The following is a 17,705-nucleotide window of genomic DNA, read 5'->3' as shown; positions in this document are numbered from 1 at the left end:
CAAGATACCCCTGCGCGATCCCTTGACGCGACTTTCTTCCGGGTCTTAACTCACGTCCTAAATTAAGACATGAGGGTCGTTCGGGAAGTGAACGCGGGCGGCCCTCGTGGCTCTCCCTCCGGGAAAGGGACATACGCAGCCATGCGCAGAATCCGAGCCGCGGCCGCCGGTGCGGTCACCGTCTCCCTGCTGACCGCCGTGACCGCCTGTGGTGGCGGCTCGTCGACGGGCGGCGGGTCCAACGACTCGCCGAAGACGCTCACCTACTGGGCCTCCAACCAGGGCGCCAGCATCGAGGTCGACAAGAAGGTCCTCCAGCCCGAACTCGACAAGTTCGAGAAGCAGTCCGGGATCAAGGTGAAGGTGGAGGTCGTCCCCTGGTCGGACCTGCTGAACCGGATTCTCACCGCGACCACGTCGGGCCAGGGCCCCGACGTCCTGAACATCGGCAACACCTGGAGCGCCTCGTTGCAGGCCATCGGCGCGCTGCTGCCGTGGGACGCGGGCAACTTCGCCAAGATCGGCGGCAAGGACCGCTTCGTCGACTCGGCGCTCGGCTCGACGGGCGCGCAGGGCAAGGACCCGGCCGCGGTCCCGCTGTACTCGATGGCGTACGCGCTCTACTACAACAAGAAGATGTTCGCCGACGCGGGGCTCGCGACGCCGCCGGCCACCTGGGACGAGCTGGTCGCCGACGGCAAGAAGCTGTCCAAGGGCGGCAAGTGGGGCCTGGGGGCCGAGGGTTCGAACCCCTCGGAGAACATCCACCACGTCTTCGTCTTCGCCAAGCAACACGGCGCCGACTTCTTCACCGCCGACGGCAAGCCGGACTTCACCTCGGACGGCACTGTCGCGGCGGTCAAGCAGTACATCGACCTGATGGCGAAGGACAAGGTCATCGCGCCCGGCAACGCCGAGTACGCGCAGAACCAGTCCGTGAGCGACTTCGCCAAGGGCAAGAACGCGATGCTGCTGTGGCAGTCGGCGTCCGCCAACCTCAAGTCGCAGGGCATGAGCGATGACGCGTACGGAATCGCCCCGGTCCCCGTGCAGTCCGGCACCCCGGGAACGGGCACCAACGTCAACTCGATGGTCGCGGGCATCAACCTGGCCGTCTTCAAGAACAGCCACAACCTCGACGGCGCCACCAAGTTCGTGAAGTTCATGACCAGCGACGCCGAGCAGAAGATCCTCAACACGGCGTACAGCTCGATCCCGCCGGTGAAGACGGCCCAGACGGACGCCACCTTCAACACCCCGGCGAACGCGGTCCTCAAGGACACCCTGGCCAAGAGCGCCGCCGCGCTTCCGCAGGTCGCCGACGAGTCCCAGTTCGAGACGACGGTCGGTACGGCCGTCAAGGCGCTGTTCGCGGACGCGGCCGCCGGACGCGCGGTGACCACGGAGTCGGTGAAGGCGGAGCTCGAGAAGGCCCAGCAGCAGATGCCTGCGAAGTGAGCGCGGACTCCCTCATGACCACTACGACCGCCGCCTCCGCCGATTCCGGCGAACGGGCGGTGCCCAAGGACTCTCCCGGGGCGGCGCGCGGGCCGCGCCGCCCCGGGCGGATCCGGCGCATCGCACTGCCCTATCTGCTGCTCCTGCCCGCCCTGATCCTCGAACTCCTGGTCCACCTGGTGCCGATGGTGATCGGCATCTTCATGAGCTTCAAGGAGCTCACCCAGTTCTACATCCGCGACTGGGGCACCGCGCCCTGGTCGGGATTCGACAACTACAAGGTGTCGGTGGACTTCAGCGCGCCCGTCGGCAAGGCGCTGCTGCACTCGTTCCTCGTCACCGTCGGCTTCACCCTGCTGTCGGTGGGCCTGTGCTGGCTGATCGGCACGGCGGCCGCGATCTACATGCAGGACTCCTTCCGCGGCCGCGGTCTGCTGCGGGCGCTCTTCCTCGTCCCGTACGCGCTGCCCGTGTACGCGGCGGTCATCACCTGGGTGTTCATGTTCCAGCACGACAACGGCCTGGTGAACCACGTCCTGCACGACCAGCTGCACCTCACCGACAAGCCGTCCTTCTGGCTCATCGGCGACAACAGCTTCTACGCCCTGCTCACCGTGTCGGTGTGGAAGGGCTGGCCGTTCGCGTTCCTCATCGTCATGGCCGGCCTCCAGAACATCCCCGGGGAGCTGTACGAGGCCGCCGCGCTCGACGGCGCCGGTCTGTGGCAGCAGCTGCGGCGCATCACCCTGCCGTCGCTGTGCCCGGTCAACCAGGTGCTGGTGCTGGTCCTGTTCCTGTGGACGTTCAACGACTTCAACACGCCGTTCGTCCTGTTCGGCAGGACCGCTCCGGAGGCCGCGGACCTCATCTCGGTGCACATCTACCAGGCGTCGTTCGTCACCTGGAACTTCGGCACCGGATCCGCGATGTCGGTCCTGCTGTTGCTCTTCCTGCTCGTCGTGACGGGCGTCTACCTGCTGCTGACCTCCCGAGGAAGGAAGACGGCCGATGTCTAGCACCGCGCAGACGGCGTCCCGCGCCTCGAAGGCGACCCGCTCGCCGATGGCTCCCCCGCCGTCCTTCCTCTGGTCCCGCAGGATCTTCCTCACCCTGCTCACCGGCTTCGTCCTGGTACCGGTGTACGTCATGGTCTCCAGCTCGCTGAAGCCGCTCGCGGACGTCTCGGGGAAGTTCCGCTGGCTGCCGAGCGGGCTGACGATCCGCCCGTACATCGACATCTGGTCGACGGTCCCGCTGGCGAGGTACTTCGTGAACTCGCTGATCGTGGCGGGCGCGGCGACGGTCTGCTCGGTGGTGATCGCGGTCTTCGCGGCGTACGCGGTGAGCCGCTACAGCTTCCGCGGCAAGCGCGTCTTCACGGTGACCGTGCTCTCGACGCAGATGTTCCCCGGCATCCTCTTCCTCCTGCCGCTGTTCCTTCTCTACGTCAACATCGGCAACGCCACGGGCATCGCGCTGTTCGGCTCGCGCGGCGGCCTGATCCTCACGTATCTCACTTTCTCCCTGCCGTTCTCGATCTGGATGCTGATCGGGTACTTCGACTCGGTGCCGCGCGATCTGGACGAGGCGGCGCTGGTGGACGGCTGCGGGCCGCTCGGCGCGCTGCTGCGGGTGGTCGTGCCCGCCGCGATCCCCGGCATCGTCGCCGTCGCCGTCTACGCCTTCATGACCGCCTGGGGCGAAGTGCTGTTCGCATCGGTGATGACCAACGACACCACGCGCACGCTCGCCGTCGGGCTCCAGGGCTACTCCACGCTCAACAACGTGTACTGGAACCAGATCATGGCCGCCTCGCTCGTGGTGAGCGTCCCGGTGGTCGCGGGGTTCCTGCTGCTCCAGCGCTACCTCGTCGCCGGCCTGACGGCCGGAGCCGTCAAGTGACCGACTCCTCATCCCCTGAAGGGACTTCCGTGACCATCGACCTTGCCGCACTCCCCGAGGACTTCCTGTGGGGCACGGCCACGTCGGCCTACCAGATCGAGGGAGCCGTCGCCGAGGACGGCCGCTCGCCGTCCATCTGGGACACGTTCTCGCACACCCCGGGCAAGATCGACAACGGCGACCACGGTGACATCGCCTGCGACCACTACCACCGCTGGCGCGAGGACATCGCGCTCATGCGCCAACTGGGCACCAACGCCTACCGGTTGTCCATCGCCTGGCCACGCGTGGTGCCGGGCGGCGACGGCCCGGTCAACACGAAGGGGCTCGACTTCTACGACCAGTTGATCGACGCCCTGCTGGAGGCGGGCATCACCCCCTCCGTCACCCTCTACCACTGGGACCTGCCGCAGGTGCTCCAGGACCGCGGCGGGTGGGCCGCACGCGACACGGCACACCACTTCGCCTCGTACGCGGCGGTCGTCGCGGAGCGTCTGGGCGACCGCGTCCACCACTGGACGACGCTGAACGAGCCGCTGTGCTCGGCCTGGATCGGCCACCTGGAGGGCCGGATGGCTCCCGGCCTCGCGGATCTGGCGGTCGCGGTCCGCGCCTCGTACCACCTGCTCCTGGGCCACGGCCTGGCCGTGCAGGCCATCCGCGCCGCCGCACCGGGCGCCCAGGTGGGCATCGTCAACAACCTCTCCAGCATCGAGGCCGCCACCGACCGCCCCGAGGACGTCGCGGCGGCCCGCCGACTGGACGGACACACCAACCGCTGGTGGCTGGACCCGGTACACGGCCGCGGGTTCCCCGCGGACATGCGTGAGGTCTACGGCGTCGAACTCCCCGAAGTGCCGGGCGACTTGGAGACCATGGCGCAGCCCCTGGACTGGCTGGGTCTCAACTACTACTTCCCGTCCACGGTCGCCGACGACCCCTCGGGCCCCGCGCCGCGCGTGCGCACGGTGCGCCGCCTGGGCGTTCCCCGCACCGGCATGGACTGGGAGGTCGACGCCTCCGGCATCGAACGCCTGCTGCTGCGCCTCACCGACGACTACGGCGCCCGTAAGCTGTACGTCACCGAGAACGGCTCCGCCTATCCCGACGTCGTCCGCCCCGACGGCACCGTCGACGACCCCGAGCGCACGCGGTACCTGGAGCAGCACCTCGCCGCCTGTGCCGCGGCGGCCGGCAAGGGCGTTCCCCTCGCCGGGTACTTCGCCTGGTCGCTGCTCGACAACTTCGAGTGGGCCTACGGCTACGACAAGCGCTTCGGCCTCGTGCACGTCGACTACGAGACCCAGCGGCGCACGGTGAAGGGGAGCGGGCACCGGTACGCGGACATCATCCGGGCCCACGGGGAGCGCAGGCGCAGCGCGGCCTGACGTACGCCCCGGCCTTCGCGCTGGACGCGCGTGATACCCCGACCGGAGTACGCGTCCAGCCGAAGGCGAGGGTGCGAGGTCATCCGTTGGACCGGTCGGCTCCACGCCGACCGATGTCGTCCAGGGCCGCCACGAGCTGCGGAGCCACCGCCTCGCGGGTCCAGGCGGCATGGTCGCCGTCCACGGCGCGGGGCACGGTCTCGATGAGCATGATCAGGTAGAGGTAGCTGCGGTAGAGGGCGAGGCGCCGGCGGGCCGCGGTGTCGAAGTCGGCGCGGCCTCCAGCGTTCTGATAGCCGGTCAGGAAGGCGGGGTCCCGCTCGATGTCGCCGAGGAGCGCGAGGGAGACGAAGTCCGCCAGGGGGTCGCCCCAGAACATGCGCTCGCCGTCGATGAGGCCCCCGATCCGGGGTGTACCGTCCGAGCGGTCCACAAGGATGTTGCCCCGCCACAGGTCGAAGTGGACCAGGCGGGGGTCGGTGACCTCGTCCAGGGCGTCGTAGGCCGCCTTCGCGGTGCGGGCCACCTCCTCCACGGGCCGGGGCAGCCAGGCCCGGTAACGGCGGGCGTCGTCCAGGACGGCGTCGTACATGGTGGTGAAGGCGGTACGCCAGTCGGGGGCGAGCGGGCCGAGGGCCCCGGAGGGGTAGCCGAAGCCGGGCCCGGTGACCTGGTGGAGCCGGGCCACGAGGACACCCAGCTCCGTGCGCAGGTGGGTCTGTTCAAAACCGGTGACCGTGTCGTCCCATGCCTGGCCCGGGCAGGCCGTCATCAGGAGGTGACGGCCCCCGGTGGCCACGACGCGCGGTGCCGGTACGTCGACGGTGGCCGCCGCCCGGTAGAACTCCGCCTCGGACACCAGGAGTTCGCGCTCATGGCGCATGCCCGGGGCGGTCTCCGGGGGCGGGACCTTCAGCACATGGCGGGTGCCGTCGGTGAGGAGGAGTTCCTCGACGGTGTTGTAGGTGCCGCCGTCGAGCGGGCGGCAGCGGGCGAGGCGGTCCGGCGGCAGTCCGGCCGCCGCGAGGATCCGCCGCGCCCGCTCCCAGGAGTCCTCCGTCACGCGCCCCACCCGCCCCTTCGGTCACCCGGCCGCGTACACGTCCTCCACGTAACGCCCGTTCGCGATCAGCTCGTTCAGCCACCTCTCGGCGGTCGCCTCGTCCGCGTCCGGCGTACGGTCCCGGTACAGCGTACGGAAGGCCTCGCGGACGCCGGGTGCCATGCGCGAGCCGTCGCCGCACACGTACACCCGGGCTCCGGCCCGCAGCGGATCCCAGACCTCGTCCGACTCGGCGGCGATCCGGTGCTGCACGAAGGTCACACCGTCGACGGGCGCCGCACTGAAGGCCGGGCGCAGGGAGCCGCCGCGGCGGCCTCGGCGGCGTGGAGTTCCTCCGCGTGGAGGTAGTCCGCGTCCGGGGCGTCGCAGCCGAAATAGCAGACGGCGGGCGGTAGTTCGGCTCCCGTGGCCGGCCGGGCGCGGCGGTCGGCGATGGCGCCGCGGAACGGGGCGAGTCCGGTGCCCGCCGCGACCATCACGACCGGCGCGCAGGCGTCGATCCGGAAGGCCTCCCGGCAGGGCTGGACGCGGGCGAGGACGGTATCGCCGGGCTTGACCGTGTGCAGATGACCGGAGCCGACTCCGGTGTACGTGCCCAGGCCGGAGCGCGCCGGGGCCTCCAAAAGGGAGACCACCCACCTGCGGCGCCTGTCCGGGCGTTGGGGCGCGGCCAACCGTACGGAACTGGTCGCGCGCGCCTACGCACTGGGCGTACTGGCTCCGGGAGTGTGGCCGCCCGCGGCCGTGCCCGCTCCCTGAGGGGCGCCGAAGCGCGCGAGGCAGTGCCACACCTTCTTCAGGTCCTGGAGTTCGTGGCGGCCGGTGCGGGCGGCGTCCCCGATGATCCGGGGATCGAGCAGGCCGTCCTCGGCGATCCGGGCGCCGAGCGCGACGAACTCCGGGCCACGGAAGTCCGGGTGGCGCCGCAGTTCCTCGACCGGGAGCCGGTAGCCGGGGTGCCACTCCACGGGGCACGGGAGCCGCCGGGCCGCCGCCTCGACGGCCGTGCCGCGGTAGCTCGCGTCCAGGACCAGGGCCTCCATGTCCCTCGCCAGGTCGACGGGCCCGTGCACCTGCGCCTCGATGTAGTCGTCCAGCGCGTCCCGCTCGTCCGCCTCGGCCAGCTCGATCAGGGACATCCCGGCGGCGACCCCGAACGCGGACGGCTCGGCCGCGCTGTCCGGATAGCAGAAGGTGGCCCGCGGCAGGGCCGTACCGGTCAGCCGGAAGTGCGAGGAGCCGAAGCGGGGCGCCGCGCCGACGAGTTGGCGGCGGAAGTTCAGTCCGCCGTACACGGGTCTCTCGTGCGGGGGTTCGGCGTCGTACGCCGCGCCGAAGATACGGCTTTCCCAGCGCCAGCGGTCGCCGCCGGGGTGTGCGGTGAGCCCGCCGTTGCTCGTGCCCGTGACGAACTGCGAGACGTACGCGCCGTCCCGGGCCAGTACCTCCAGGACCGGGAGCCCGCCCACCAGCCGGTCGGGGTGGAAGTTCAGCGTGATGCGCAGCGCCGGGTCCACGGCCGGGCCGCGGGAGAGAGCCGCAATGTGGCGCAGCGCCCTCCCCTGAGGTGTGCGGCCGTCCCTGAAGTCCATGCGACCCCTCCCCCGCCCTGTCTCCGCACGCGTTCGCCCCGCTCCGGGACCTTCAGAGATCACTCGTCGGGCGCGACATCCGCAACTCATTTCTCCTGGACGGCCAGCACGATCTTGCCCCGGTTGTCGCGCCGCTCCAGACGTTCGTGGGCCGCGCGCGCCTGGTCCAGCGGGACCACCGTCTCGACCGGCACGCGGTAGGTGCCCGCCGCGACCCGCCGGGCCAGCTCGCGCAGGTCCTCGCGGGGGTCGTAGCCGTGGATCTGCAGATTGGTGAGCTGGAAGCCGAGGACGGCGGCGTTCTTCGGATAGAAGTCGCGGGTGTCGATCGTGCTCGGCTCCAGGGCGACGTTGGCGAGGGCGACCACCCGTCCGCCGTGCCCGACCTCGCGCAGGCTCCGTCCGAAGGCGGGGCCGCCGACGGTGTCGAGGACGACGTCCGCACCGCGCCCGCCGGTCAGGCGCAGCACCTCCTCGACCTCCGCGTCGCCCGGGTACGCGGACGTGTCAAGGGTGTCGTGGGCGCCGAATCCGGCGGCCCAGGCGGTCTTGTCGGGTGAACCCGCGAGCGCGACGACACGGGCGCCGGCCCCGGCGGCGATCTGGACGGCCGCGCTGCCCACCCCGCTCGCGGCGGCCTTCACCACCACGGTGTCGTCCTTGGTCACCTTTGCCAGATGGCGCAGGCAGTACCAGGCGGAGAGCCAGGCCACGGGCAGGGCGGCGGCCTCGGTCAGCTCCAGACCGTCCGGCACGACCGTGACCTGCCGGGCGGGCACGACGGCCAACTCGGCGTAGAAACCGGGTGCGTTCACCCCGTCCAGAGCCATGACCCGCTGTCCGACCTCGATGCCGGTCACCCCCTCCCCCACCGCGGCGACGACGCCGGCCGCCTCCACGCCCGGGATCAGCGGTGGCCGTCCGGCCCGGTGGTACCGCCCGGCGCGGACCAGCGCGTCCGCCCGGTTCACCCCCGCCGCCACGACCCGCAGCAGCACCTGGCCCGGGCCCGCGACCGGGTCGGGGACCTCCACCGGCACCAGCACCTCGGGCCCGCCGAACTCGTCGATCCGCACCGCACGCATACCGCACCTGCTTCCCTGTGGACGCACCGGAGCACTGCGGAATCCGAGGAGACCCACGGGAGCAGTGACACCGGTTGAAGTGGTGTCACCATGCGACACCACTTCAACCGGTGTCAAGGCGCTACACTGCGACCATGCCTTCCGCTCCCGCCGCCACCCCCGAGCCCGCCTCGCCGTTCCCCTTCATCGGCGGACGCCCCTGCCTGAACTTCGTGGCCACGCTCGGCAAGCGGCACGCCACCCCCCTGGAGCGGCTCCCGGACCCCGACGCCCTCGCCCGCTGGATCACCGAGGCGGGCCTGAGCGCCGGGGCGGACGACACCCCGGTGCGCGTCACCGAGGGCGACCTCACCCACGCCCGCACCCTGCGCGAGGCCCTCTACCGGCTCGTACGCGCCGCGATGGCCGGGGAGGCATCCGACCCGGCCGATGTCGCGCGGGCCAACGAGGCGGCGGCCCGCCCCGACCTCGCCCCCCAGCTCCCCGAGCCGCAGGACGAGGGCGCGGGTCCCGGGCAGCCCCTGCGCTGGACGGCCGAGCGTCCCGGACCCGCGGCCCTCGCGACCGTGGCCCGGGACGCCGTCCTGCTGGTCGGCGGCCCGCTCCTCGCCAGGGTCAAGGAGTGCGAGAACCCCGAGTGCTCGCTGCTCTTCCTGGACGACTCCCAGGCCCGTCGGCGCCGCTGGTGCTCCATGGACCGCTGCGGCAATCTCGCGAAGGTGGCCGGCTACCGGTCCCGCAGCCGCGCCGACTCCAGCCGGTGACGGCGGCCACCGGCTGAGAACGCCGCGGGGGTCCCCGCCTCGCGGTCCGCGCGTCAGGACACGGAGGGCGTCCAGTGCGGGTCCCGGCCGAGGAAGGCGAGCAGCGCCTCGGCCCGGCCTGCGGCCGCCGGCACCTCGCGGGCAGCGGCGAACACCCCGTAGGAGTCGCGCAGGTGATCGACGAGCCGATCCGCCGCGAACCCGATCCCCGCCGCCAGCTCCTCCTCCAGCGGCGCGTCCTGGCCGGTGGCGACGGCGATGTCCCAGGCGTGCACGGCGGCGTCCATGGCGGCAGCGGCGGCGGCCAGCGGGAACGGCAACGGCCCGAGGGGGGTCGCGACCTCCGGGGAGTCGGCCGGCAGCTGCGCGTACGCGTCCGCCACGCCCCGCAGCACCTTCTCCAACGCCGTCTGCGCGTCGGAGTCCAGCACGTCGGCGGGCCGGAAGGGGTCGGAGTCGGGCCGGTCGGCGCCGGTGATCGCGGCGCCGTACGCCTGCTGATCCAGTCGCGCGTGGTTGAGGACCTGGCGCACCGTCCACTCGCTGCACGGCGTCGGCGCCCCCCACGCCCGCTCCGGTACGGCGACGGCCACCTCACTCAGGTAGACGTGCGCCCTGGTCAGCAGCTCGAAGCCCGCGAGATCGCTCATTCCTGGTCCCCTCCTGGGTGCCTTCCGGCCGATGAGAACAAACTAGGCTCCCTTGCGGACAGTTACGGTCCTCAATCAGCACGTTCGGTACGCCTGCGAAAAGGGAAAAGGCCAAGGATGCGAGACGTACGTGGTGCGTGGGCCGTGGCAGGCGCACAGCTCCGGAAGTGGCACGAGGAACCCGTGGTCGTCCAGTCGGTGCGGTCGGCGGGGGCCGCGACCGTCGCGTACGTGATCGCGCTGCGGCTCAGTCCGGAGCCCGCGCCGCTCACCGCCCCGCTCACCGCGCTCCTGGTCGTGCAGGTCACGCTCTACGCCACCCTCACCACCGGCATCCGCCGGGTGAACTCCGTGGTGGCGGGTGTCGTCGTCGCCATCGCCTTCAGCGTTCTCGTGGGTCTGACGTGGTGGAGTCTGGCCCTGCTCATCCTCGCCTCGCTGGCCGTCGGCCATCTCGTCCGGGTCAGCGAGTTCGTGCCCGAGGTGGCGATCAGCGCCATGCTCGTGCTCGGCGTGACCAGGGTCGGGGACACGGCCTGGGCCAGGGTGCTGGAGACACTGATCGGCGCGGTGGTCGGACTCGGCTGCAATCTGCTCTTCGCTCCGCCGGTGTGGGTCGGCGCGGCCGGCGAGTCCATCGAGGATCTGGCACGGCGGGTACGGCGGTTGATGCTGCGCATGGGCGAGGAGGCGGCCGGCCGCACTCCCGTCGAGCACGCCACCGCGCGGCTGCACGAAGCGCGCCGCCTGGACCACGACATCGTCCAGGTGGACGCGGCGCTCCGGCAGGCCGAGGACAGCCTCAAGCTCAATCCGCGCGTACGGGAGGGCCTGCTGCACCGGATCGTGCTGCGCACCGGCCTCGACACGCTGGAGATCTGCACGGTGGTACTGCGGGTACTCGCCCGCACCCTCACCGACCTCGCCAAGGAGCGCGATCCCGAGCCGCTGTTCGAGCCTCAGGTGGGGGCGACGCTGGAGCAGCTGCTGTCCGAAGTGGGCGACGCCGTGGTGAGTTTCGCGGTCCTGGTGACCACGGACATCAGTCAGAACGCCGAGTCGGCCGAGGCCCGGCTCGCCGCGGAGCTGTCCACAGCCACGGCGACCCGCGACAAGCTGGCCCAGCTGCTGCTCGACGAGGTGCAGCGGGACGCCCGGCAGTGGCAGCTGCACGGCGCCGTCCTCACCGAGATCAACCGCATCCTGGACGAGCTGGACACGGAGCACCGCTCACGGCGGCTCATGGAGGAGCTCGACCGCGGTACCCGCGAAGAGCGCAAGCGCCGTGACCACCTCGTCCGACTGCGGCAGCGCCTTCGGATGCCCCGCGGGCCGCGACAGCCGCGTTCGGACCGGAACCGTCCCCCCGTCTCCGGTCGTTCTCTCTGAGGACAGCCGTTCCGTTTTCGGGGACGGGGGCGACGACGGGGGGAGCGGACGGATGGCCGACGACGCGGTGCGGATCGACGGGAACACACTGCGGCTGCCGGGCGGGGTGCGGGTCCGGTTCATGCGGACGCTGCGCCTGCCCGAGACGGGCACGCACGAACTGCCGCCGGGGCTCGGCGAGTTCCCCGTGCGCCGCGTCGAGGACCACGCGGACACCGTGCCCGCCGAGTGGCGCTCGCGCGGCGGTGTGATGCTGCCGGTGTATCTGCGCGAGGCCATGTGGCTGAGCTTCGCGGGCTCGACGGAGCCGGCCGCCCTCCAGGTCGGCGCGGGCAAGGTGTGCGCGGTCTCGGGCAGGCCGTGGAGCTCCCTGCTGGCCCAGAACCCGCAGAACTATGTGGTGCTCCCCCGCCAGCTCTGGCTCGACGGCATCAACTCAGGGAAGGGCACGGTCCGCCAGTTCGTGGCCGTGCCGCTGGGGCTCGGCGCCACGGTCGAGGGCCAGGTCACCGGCGAGGAGGTGTGGGGCGGCCTGCAGCTGCAGTCCTTCCGGCTCAATGACGCGGAGCTCGCGAAGTGGCGTGAGCGGGAGCGCCGCCGGTCCGTGAGCACGCGGTCCGTGAAGAGCGTGTCCGCCTATGGCGCCGCCCCGCCGGCTCCCGGCGCCGCCATGGCCGCCGCGCCCGCCCCGGCGGCCCGCGCGAGGAGCGCCCCGGCCATGGGACTCGGCGTGGGAGGCTCGATGCGCCAGGAGGTCTACGCGGACGAGCGCTCGCGCGGCGCCTGGGCCAGGGAGCCCGCCGGCCGGGTGTTCGTGCATCTCGTGACGCCTCCCGAGTGGCGCCGCATCACGGGCGAGGCTCCCCCGCCGTCCCCCGTCGACCGCGCGGCCTACACACGGGCCGGGCTGCCCTGGTTCGAGTACTACGACGACGCGGCCCAGGACGTCGCCCCCACCGACACACTGAGCTCGGTGCGTCCGGTCGGCGAGTGGCTCGGCGACGACCACGAGCCCTGGCAGGAGCCCTCGCCCCACCAGGTGAAACAGCTGGGCGACGCGCCGGGCGAGCCGGTCGAGGACGGTGACTGGTAGACGGCCCCACGCAGTCGTCGGACAACCCCACCTCTCGTTGCACAGGGCGCAACAAGCGTTGCCGTTCTTGCACTTCTCGGGTGTCGCACGCCAAGGTGGCTGTGACGACCGAGGCAACCGACACCCGAGGTGCAGCTATGAACAGTGGCGCGGATCCGGCGCGGGACGCGGGCGGCGGCTGGGGCAGGCGCCGGTTCCTCGGGGCGCTGGCGGGGATCACCGCGGTGACGACGGTGCCGGCACCGGCCGCGCCGCGCACCCGCCCCGCGGCCGCCACGAACCCACCCGCCGGGGGCTCCCCCGCCACCTCGGCCCCCGGGCGGACCTCTTCCTCCCCCACCGTCCGCCGGCTGTTCCTCGGCACGTACACCTCGGTCGAGGGCGGTGGAAAGGGGATCGGCCTGGCCACGTACGACCCGGCGACGGGCACCGTGACGGCCACCGGCACACTCACCGGCATCGGCGACCCGTCGTACCTCGCCACGCATCCGAAGGGCCACACGCTGTACGCGGTCGACGAGCGGCAGGCGGGCGCCGTGACGGCCGTACGGCTCGCCGACAACCGGGTCCTGGGTTCCCGGAGCACCGGTGGCGCGGGCCCCTGCCACCTCTCCGTGCATCCGAGCGGACGGTGGCTGCTGAGCGCCAACTACGCCTCGGGCAGCGTGGCCGTGCACCCCGTCGACGCCTCGGGCGCACTCGGCGAACGCACCGACCTGGTCACGCACTCCAGTCCGGCACCGGGCCCCGGCCAGGACGGCCCGCACGCGCACCAGTTCACGACCAGTCCGGACGGGGGGCACGTCCTCGCCGTCGACCTGGGCACCGACACGGTGTACACCTACCGCCTGGACCAGTCGAAGGGAACGCTGACCGAGGTCTCCCAGGCGCACACCCGGCCGGGCGCGGGGCCACGCCATCTCACCTTCCACCCCGCCGGCCGTTTCGCCTATCTCGCCAACGAGGTCGACAACACGGTCGTGGTCTGCGCGTACGACCCGGCGAGCGGACGGCTCACCCCGGGCGACCCGCAGTCCACCGGCACGGGCACGGGCACGAACTACCCGGCGCAGATCCTGGTGACGTCGAACGGGTCGTACGCCTATCTCGCCAACCGCGGCCACAACACCCTGACGCGGTACGGGGTCGAGGCGGCCGGAGCCCGGTTGAGGCTCCTGGACAGCGTGCCGGTCGGCGGCGACTTCCCGCGCCACCTCGCCTTCTCACCGGACGAACGGCTGCTGTTCACGGCGAACCAGCGCTCGAGCACGGTCAGCGTCTTCCACGTCGAGGGCGCGAGCGGTGAACTCCGGCTCGCGGGCAAGCCGTTCGCCTCACCCGTCGCCGTCTGTGCGCTGCCGCTGTAGCGCGCGGGGGCAGTTGGCGGAGCTCGCCTGCGTGAGCAGCACATGCATCCGCTCGGTGAGCTGCGAGACGTCGTCGGCGGGCGCGTGGAAGGACAGGCGTACGTCGCCGTTGCCGCGCGCCCGTTCGATCCGCAGCGTCAGTCCGTGCCGGTCGACGGCGAGCGGCTGGACGCGGACCGCGCCGTGCAGACTCTCGGGCTCGACGAGACGGGTCAGCCGCTCGACGGCGTCCGGGTGCGCGTCGGCCAGGTGGGTGAGCAGGCTCGCCTCGGCCGTCGCGAGCGGGTCGGGGACGGCGTCCGCGAAGTCGTCGAGGTCCACCACGAGCGCGCCGGACGACTCGCGCAGCACCACGCGCGAGGGCCGGAACTCCAGGTGCGCCTCCGCCAGGACGAACCGGCCGGCCATCCAGAGCCGGGCGCGGATCCGGCTGCGCACCGGCACGGGCGCGACGTCCGCGAACTCCAGGACGGCGGAGGGCTCTGCGCGCGGCGCGCAGACCGCCGCGGCCGTCAGCGCGCTGTCGTCCGGCACATGCAGGAGAACCCGGCCGTCCGCGGTGACGGTGTGCGCGCCGACGAGTTCCTCCCTGCCGCCCTCCGCGGTCACCGCGCAGGACCATGCCGCGGCGAGCACCGAGCGGGCACGCTCGGCGGCGGCGGGCGCGGCCGTCCAGGTATGACGGTCACCCATGCGGTCACCCATCCCAACCTCCCTTAGGTAAGCCTTGCCTAACCTATCGGAGATCCGGGTGTACGCCAACCACGCCACACCTGCGTCCCTCGCACGAGTTACGGCGTGATGGCGCCCATGAGCGCCCGTGCACACAGATCCCGCAACTGCTCCCGGGTCAGCTCCGCACCCCTGAGCCACTCCAGGCACACGGCCGTGGTGAAGGCGAGCCAGCCACGGACGGCGATCCGCAGCTCGGGCCGGTCCTCGATCCCACCGGGAACGTCGGGGGCCGCGTCGAGCGCCGCCAGGATCTGCTGCTCCTGCGCGGCCAGCGCCCGCTGATAGACCCTGCGCACGGCCTGGTCACCGGCCGCGTCGGCGCGATGGAAGGCGCGGAAGCCGTGCGCGTGGGCCTCGACGTACGCCAGGAAGGTCTCGAGTCCGGCGCTCAGCTGCTCGCGGACGGGAATGCCGGGCACCGCGGCCGTCAGCCGCAGCATCCGCTCGCTCTCGCGCTCCACGACGGCCGCGAAGAAGTCCCGTTTGGTGGGGAAGTAGTGGTAGAGGAGCCCGCGCGAGACCCCGGCGATCTCGGCGACCTGCTCGATCCACACCTCGTCGTACGGGCTCTCCGAGAACAGCCGCGCCCCGACGGACAGCAGCTGCTCCCTGCGCTCCTCGGTACTCAGCCGACGGCGCGTCCGTTCCCCTCGCTCCCCCTGTTTGCCCATCATGGCCGCACCTTACTTGACGTCGGTTCAACAACGGGATCACACTGAAAACCGCTATTGAACCCGCGTACAACAGGTCAGGACAGCAGCGTCGACGTGCCACGGGCACAAGGGAGATCGCGTCATGGCGGAGACGACAGGGGCCGTGCTGCCCAAGGGGTTCCGGAGCGCGGAGCTGGGCTGGCCCGAGCTGCACCGCATCCCCCGGCCGCCCTACCGGCTCCCCCTCGTCGGGGATGTGATCGGCGCGAACGTCCGCTCTCCCCTTCAGGACTCGATGCGGTTCGGGCGCAGGCTCGGGCCGATCTTCCGGCGCAAGGGCTTCGGCAAGGAGATCGTCTTCGTGTGGGGCGCCGAGCTCGCGGCCGAGCTGGCGGACGAGAACCGGTTCGCCAAGCACGTCGGCCTCGGGGTCGCCAACCTCCGGCCGGTCGCCGGGGACGGTCTGTTCACGGCGTACAACCACGAACCGAACTGGCAGCTGGCCCACGACGTCCTCGCCCCGGGCTTCAGCCGTGAGGCGATGGAGGGCTACCACCCGATGATGCTCGCCGTGACCGAGCGGCTGATGGACCGCTGGGACGGGGAGCGCGCGGCGGGCCGGGCGGTGGACGTACCCGGCGACATGACGAAACTGACGCTGGAGACGATCGCCCGCACCGGCTTCGGGCACGATTTCGGCTCCTTCGAGCGCTCCAGGCCGCACCCCTTCGTCACCGCGATGGTCGGGACCCTGACCTACGCGCAGCGCCTCAACGTGCTCCCCGCGCCGCTGGCCCCGGTCCTGCTGCGCGGTGCCACCCGCCGCAACGAGGCGCACACGGCGTACCTGAACCAGACGGTCGACGCCGTCGTGGCCGCCCGCCGGCACTCCTCCGGGGAGGGGGACCTGCTCGACCGGATGCTGGAGACCGCCCACCCGGACACGGGGGAACGGCTGGCGCCCGAGAACATCCGCCGCCAGGTGATCACCTTCCTGATCGCCGGCCACGAGACGACCTCGGGCGCGCTCTCCTTCGCCCTGCACTACCTCGCCCAGCACCCGGACGTCGCCGCTCGCGCACAGGCCGAGGTGGACCGGGTCTGGGGCGACACTCCCCTGCCCGCCTACGACCAGGTCGCCAAGTTGCGGTACGTCCGCCGGGTCCTCGACGAGTCGCTACGACTGTGGCCGACGGCGCCCGCCTTCGCGCGCGAGGCCCGCGAGGACACCGTCCTGGGCGGGGTCCACCCGATGCGGACGGGTGCCTGGACCCTGGTCCTGACGGCGCTGCTGCACCGCAACCCGGAGGTGTGGGGCGCGGACGCCGAGGAATTCGACCCGGACCGCTTCGACCCGGGGGCCGTACGGTCCCGGGCCGCCCACACCTTCAAGCCGTTCGGCACCGGGGCGCGGGCCTGCATCGGCCGGCAGTTCGCACTGCACGAGGCGACGCTCGTCCTGGGGCTGCTGCTGCGCCGCTATGAGCTGCGGCCCGAACCGGACTACCGGCTGCGGGTCTCCGAGCGACTGACGCTGATGCCGGAGGGGCTGCGGCTGCACCTCGATGACCGGGCACCCGCGGCGGACCCGGTGTCACTGCGTCCAGTGGCCCGGGCGGGTGACTGACCGCGGCAGCCTGGTCCCGTAGCTGCCCCTGGCCGCGTTCAGCTGGGGCTGGGTCAGGAAGAACGCGTCGGTCAGATCCGCGTCCGTGAGATCCGTGTCGCGGAAGTCGGCGCCGATCAGGTCCGCGCCGCGCAGATCGGCGCCGGTGAGGTCGGCGGCGATGAGGTAGGCGCCGCGCAGGTTGGCACCCCGCAGGTCGGCGCCCCTGAGGCGGGCGCCCATGAGGTCGGCGCCGCGCCGCTCCTTCTTCTTGCCGCGGCCGACTCCCGCGCGCACCAGTTCGCTGGTCCGCAGCAGGAGGGTGTTGACCTGCTGCCGGTGCGCGTTCACGTCCAGCTCCCCGAGCTCCTCGGGGGACTGGTTCGTCAGTCGCTCCGTCTCGGCGAGGGCTCGGCGGATGTCGGCGTGGATCGGGCGGGCCGCGGGGAGGGTCAGGGCCTCGTTCAGATATCGGAGCAGCTCGTGGAGCTGGCGGACGACCGGGAACACGTCGAACATCTGCCGGGCCCGTTCCCGCGGGCCTGTGCGCCAGTCCTGACCGCCGAAAGTGACCTGGGAGACCTGCTGGCCGGCGCCGAAACAGTCGTACACCGTGCACCCGTTGAACCCCTTCTCCCTCAGCTGCGTGTGGATTCCGCACCGGGAGTCCGTCCGCAGGTTCTGGCAGGGCTTTCCCGCGTCCTTGTCGATCGCGAAGTCCGCCGAGCGGGTGAAGGGCAGGGCGACGCAGCACAACCCGAAACACCGACCGCAGTCGGCCCGCAGCTCAAGGAGCCGGTCATCGACTGCCGCCACACTGTCTTCTCGCATGTCACCAGCCTACTGAGCCGTCGGGGGCACCCCTGCGGTGCGTTCTCCGGCTGCGGGTGGGGCGGGGCTGATCGCGCAGTTCCCCGCGCCCCTGGAAGAGCGCTGCGCGCGTCTTTCCAGCGGAAACGG

At 71.8% G+C, this 17,705-nt stretch carries 16 protein-coding genes and 2 pseudogenes; 10 read left to right on the top strand and 8 right to left on the bottom strand.

Translation table 11 applies throughout. From position 1 onward, the window contains the following. The first annotated feature begins 141 nt into the window (after nucleotides 1-141). Genes ACZ69M_RS11155 through ACZ69M_RS11140 form a run of 4 tightly spaced genes read left to right on the top strand, consistent with a single transcriptional unit; the run spans nucleotide 142 to nucleotide 4,748 of the window. On the top strand, nucleotides 142-1,458 hold the full coding sequence (locus ACZ69M_RS11155; protein WP_470048747.1) for an ABC transporter substrate-binding protein: 1,317 nt from the start codon (nucleotides 142-144) through the stop codon (nucleotides 1,456-1,458). A gap of 14 nt (nucleotides 1,459-1,472) precedes the next feature. Then, a complete protein-coding gene (locus tag ACZ69M_RS11150; protein ID WP_470048745.1) occupies nucleotides 1,473-2,474 on the top strand; it encodes a carbohydrate ABC transporter permease in 1,002 nt (333 codons plus the stop codon). 46 nt (nucleotides 2,475-2,520) lie between these two features. Then, nucleotides 2,521-3,360, top strand: a complete 840-nt coding sequence (locus tag ACZ69M_RS11145; RefSeq protein ID WP_470049333.1) for a carbohydrate ABC transporter permease — start codon at nucleotides 2,521-2,523, stop codon at nucleotides 3,358-3,360. A 29-nt stretch (nucleotides 3,361-3,389) separates the two neighbouring features. Then, nucleotides 3,390-4,748: a GH1 family beta-glucosidase gene (locus tag ACZ69M_RS11140; protein ID WP_470048743.1), complete on the top strand. Its 1,359-nt coding sequence runs from the start codon at nucleotides 3,390-3,392 to the stop codon at nucleotides 4,746-4,748. Between the two features lie 79 nt (nucleotides 4,749-4,827). Here ACZ69M_RS11140 and ACZ69M_RS11135 read toward each other — a convergent pair whose 3' ends face one another. Continuing rightward, the gene (locus tag ACZ69M_RS11135) at nucleotides 4,828-5,811 is read right to left on the bottom strand and encodes a phosphotransferase family protein (RefSeq protein WP_470048741.1); all 984 of its coding nucleotides are present in this window, start codon (nucleotides 5,809-5,811) and stop codon (nucleotides 4,828-4,830) included. A gap of 21 nt (nucleotides 5,812-5,832) precedes the next feature. Beyond that, nucleotides 5,833-6,446: pseudogene (locus tag ACZ69M_RS11130) on the bottom strand (ferredoxin reductase domain-containing protein); the annotation flags it as partial. Here ACZ69M_RS11130 and ACZ69M_RS11125 point away from each other — a divergent pair. Then, nucleotides 6,442-6,570, top strand: a pseudogene (locus ACZ69M_RS11125) (diguanylate cyclase); the annotation flags it as partial. The pseudogenes ACZ69M_RS11130 and ACZ69M_RS11125 overlap by 5 nt on opposite strands. On the opposite strand, the gene ACZ69M_RS11120 reads toward ACZ69M_RS11125, so the two are convergent. Both ACZ69M_RS11120 and ACZ69M_RS11115 read right to left on the bottom strand, forming a co-directional pair. Beyond that, the gene (locus ACZ69M_RS11120; protein WP_470048739.1) at nucleotides 6,510-7,403 is read right to left on the bottom strand and encodes a DUF3626 domain-containing protein; all 894 of its coding nucleotides are present in this window, start codon (nucleotides 7,401-7,403) and stop codon (nucleotides 6,510-6,512) included. The pseudogene ACZ69M_RS11125 and the gene ACZ69M_RS11120 sit on opposite strands and share 61 nt — an antisense overlap. 86 nt (nucleotides 7,404-7,489) lie before the next feature. Beyond that, entirely contained in the window at nucleotides 7,490-8,488 is a 999-nt protein-coding gene (locus tag ACZ69M_RS11115) for a quinone oxidoreductase family protein (protein ID WP_470048737.1), read from the bottom strand. A gap of 134 nt (nucleotides 8,489-8,622) precedes the next feature. Here ACZ69M_RS11115 and ACZ69M_RS11110 point away from each other — a divergent pair, with 134 nt between their 5' ends. Beyond that, nucleotides 8,623-9,252 carry a CGNR zinc finger domain-containing protein gene (locus ACZ69M_RS11110; protein ID WP_470048735.1) on the top strand — a complete coding sequence of 210 codons (630 nt, stop codon included), beginning with the start codon at nucleotides 8,623-8,625 and terminating at the stop codon, nucleotides 9,250-9,252. A gap of 53 nt (nucleotides 9,253-9,305) precedes the next feature. Here the strand turns inward: ACZ69M_RS11110 and ACZ69M_RS11105 are convergent, their stop codons facing one another. Further along, nucleotides 9,306-9,902 carry a TIGR03086 family metal-binding protein gene (locus tag ACZ69M_RS11105; protein WP_470048733.1) on the bottom strand — a complete coding sequence of 199 codons (597 nt, stop codon included), beginning with the start codon at nucleotides 9,900-9,902 and terminating at the stop codon, nucleotides 9,306-9,308. Between the two features lie 117 nt (nucleotides 9,903-10,019). On the opposite strand from ACZ69M_RS11105, the gene ACZ69M_RS11100 reads away from it, so the two are divergent. The 3 genes from ACZ69M_RS11100 (at nucleotide 10,020) to ACZ69M_RS11090 (ending at nucleotide 13,751) form a co-directional block, all read left to right on the top strand. Next, nucleotides 10,020-11,291, top strand: coding sequence for an FUSC family protein (locus ACZ69M_RS11100; protein WP_470048732.1), 1,272 nt, complete (start codon nucleotides 10,020-10,022; stop codon nucleotides 11,289-11,291). 52 nt (nucleotides 11,292-11,343) lie between these two features. Continuing rightward, nucleotides 11,344-12,384: a hypothetical protein gene (locus tag ACZ69M_RS11095; RefSeq protein WP_470048731.1), complete on the top strand. Its 1,041-nt coding sequence runs from the start codon at nucleotides 11,344-11,346 to the stop codon at nucleotides 12,382-12,384. A gap of 137 nt (nucleotides 12,385-12,521) precedes the next feature. Next, nucleotides 12,522-13,751, top strand: coding sequence for a lactonase family protein (locus ACZ69M_RS11090; protein WP_470048729.1), 1,230 nt, complete (start codon nucleotides 12,522-12,524; stop codon nucleotides 13,749-13,751). On the opposite strand, the gene ACZ69M_RS11085 is transcribed toward ACZ69M_RS11090, so the two are convergent. Continuing rightward, nucleotides 13,719-14,444, bottom strand: a complete 726-nt coding sequence (locus ACZ69M_RS11085) for a DUF2470 domain-containing protein (RefSeq protein ID WP_470049331.1) — start codon at nucleotides 14,442-14,444, stop codon at nucleotides 13,719-13,721. The two genes, ACZ69M_RS11090 and ACZ69M_RS11085, sit on opposite strands and share 33 nt — an antisense overlap. A gap of 98 nt (nucleotides 14,445-14,542) precedes the next feature. Continuing rightward, nucleotides 14,543-15,160, bottom strand: a complete 618-nt coding sequence (locus ACZ69M_RS11080) for a TetR/AcrR family transcriptional regulator (protein ID WP_470048728.1) — start codon at nucleotides 15,158-15,160, stop codon at nucleotides 14,543-14,545. A gap of 121 nt (nucleotides 15,161-15,281) precedes the next feature. Between ACZ69M_RS11080 and ACZ69M_RS11075 the strand changes: the two genes are divergently transcribed. Further along, nucleotides 15,282-16,766: a cytochrome P450 gene (locus tag ACZ69M_RS11075; RefSeq protein WP_470048727.1), complete on the top strand. Its 1,485-nt coding sequence runs from the start codon at nucleotides 15,282-15,284 to the stop codon at nucleotides 16,764-16,766. Here ACZ69M_RS11075 and ACZ69M_RS11070 read toward each other — a convergent pair. After that, entirely contained in the window at nucleotides 16,734-17,576 is an 843-nt protein-coding gene (locus ACZ69M_RS11070; RefSeq protein ID WP_470048725.1) for a pentapeptide repeat-containing protein, read from the bottom strand. The two genes, ACZ69M_RS11075 and ACZ69M_RS11070, sit on opposite strands and share 33 nt — an antisense overlap. Nucleotides 17,577-17,705 lie beyond the last annotated feature (129 nt).

The sequence above is a fragment of the Streptomyces sp. NPDC107454 genome (assembly GCF_055582885.1).
The sequence above is the reverse complement of the archived record's forward strand: the minus strand, read 5'-3'. Positions and strand labels throughout refer to the sequence as shown.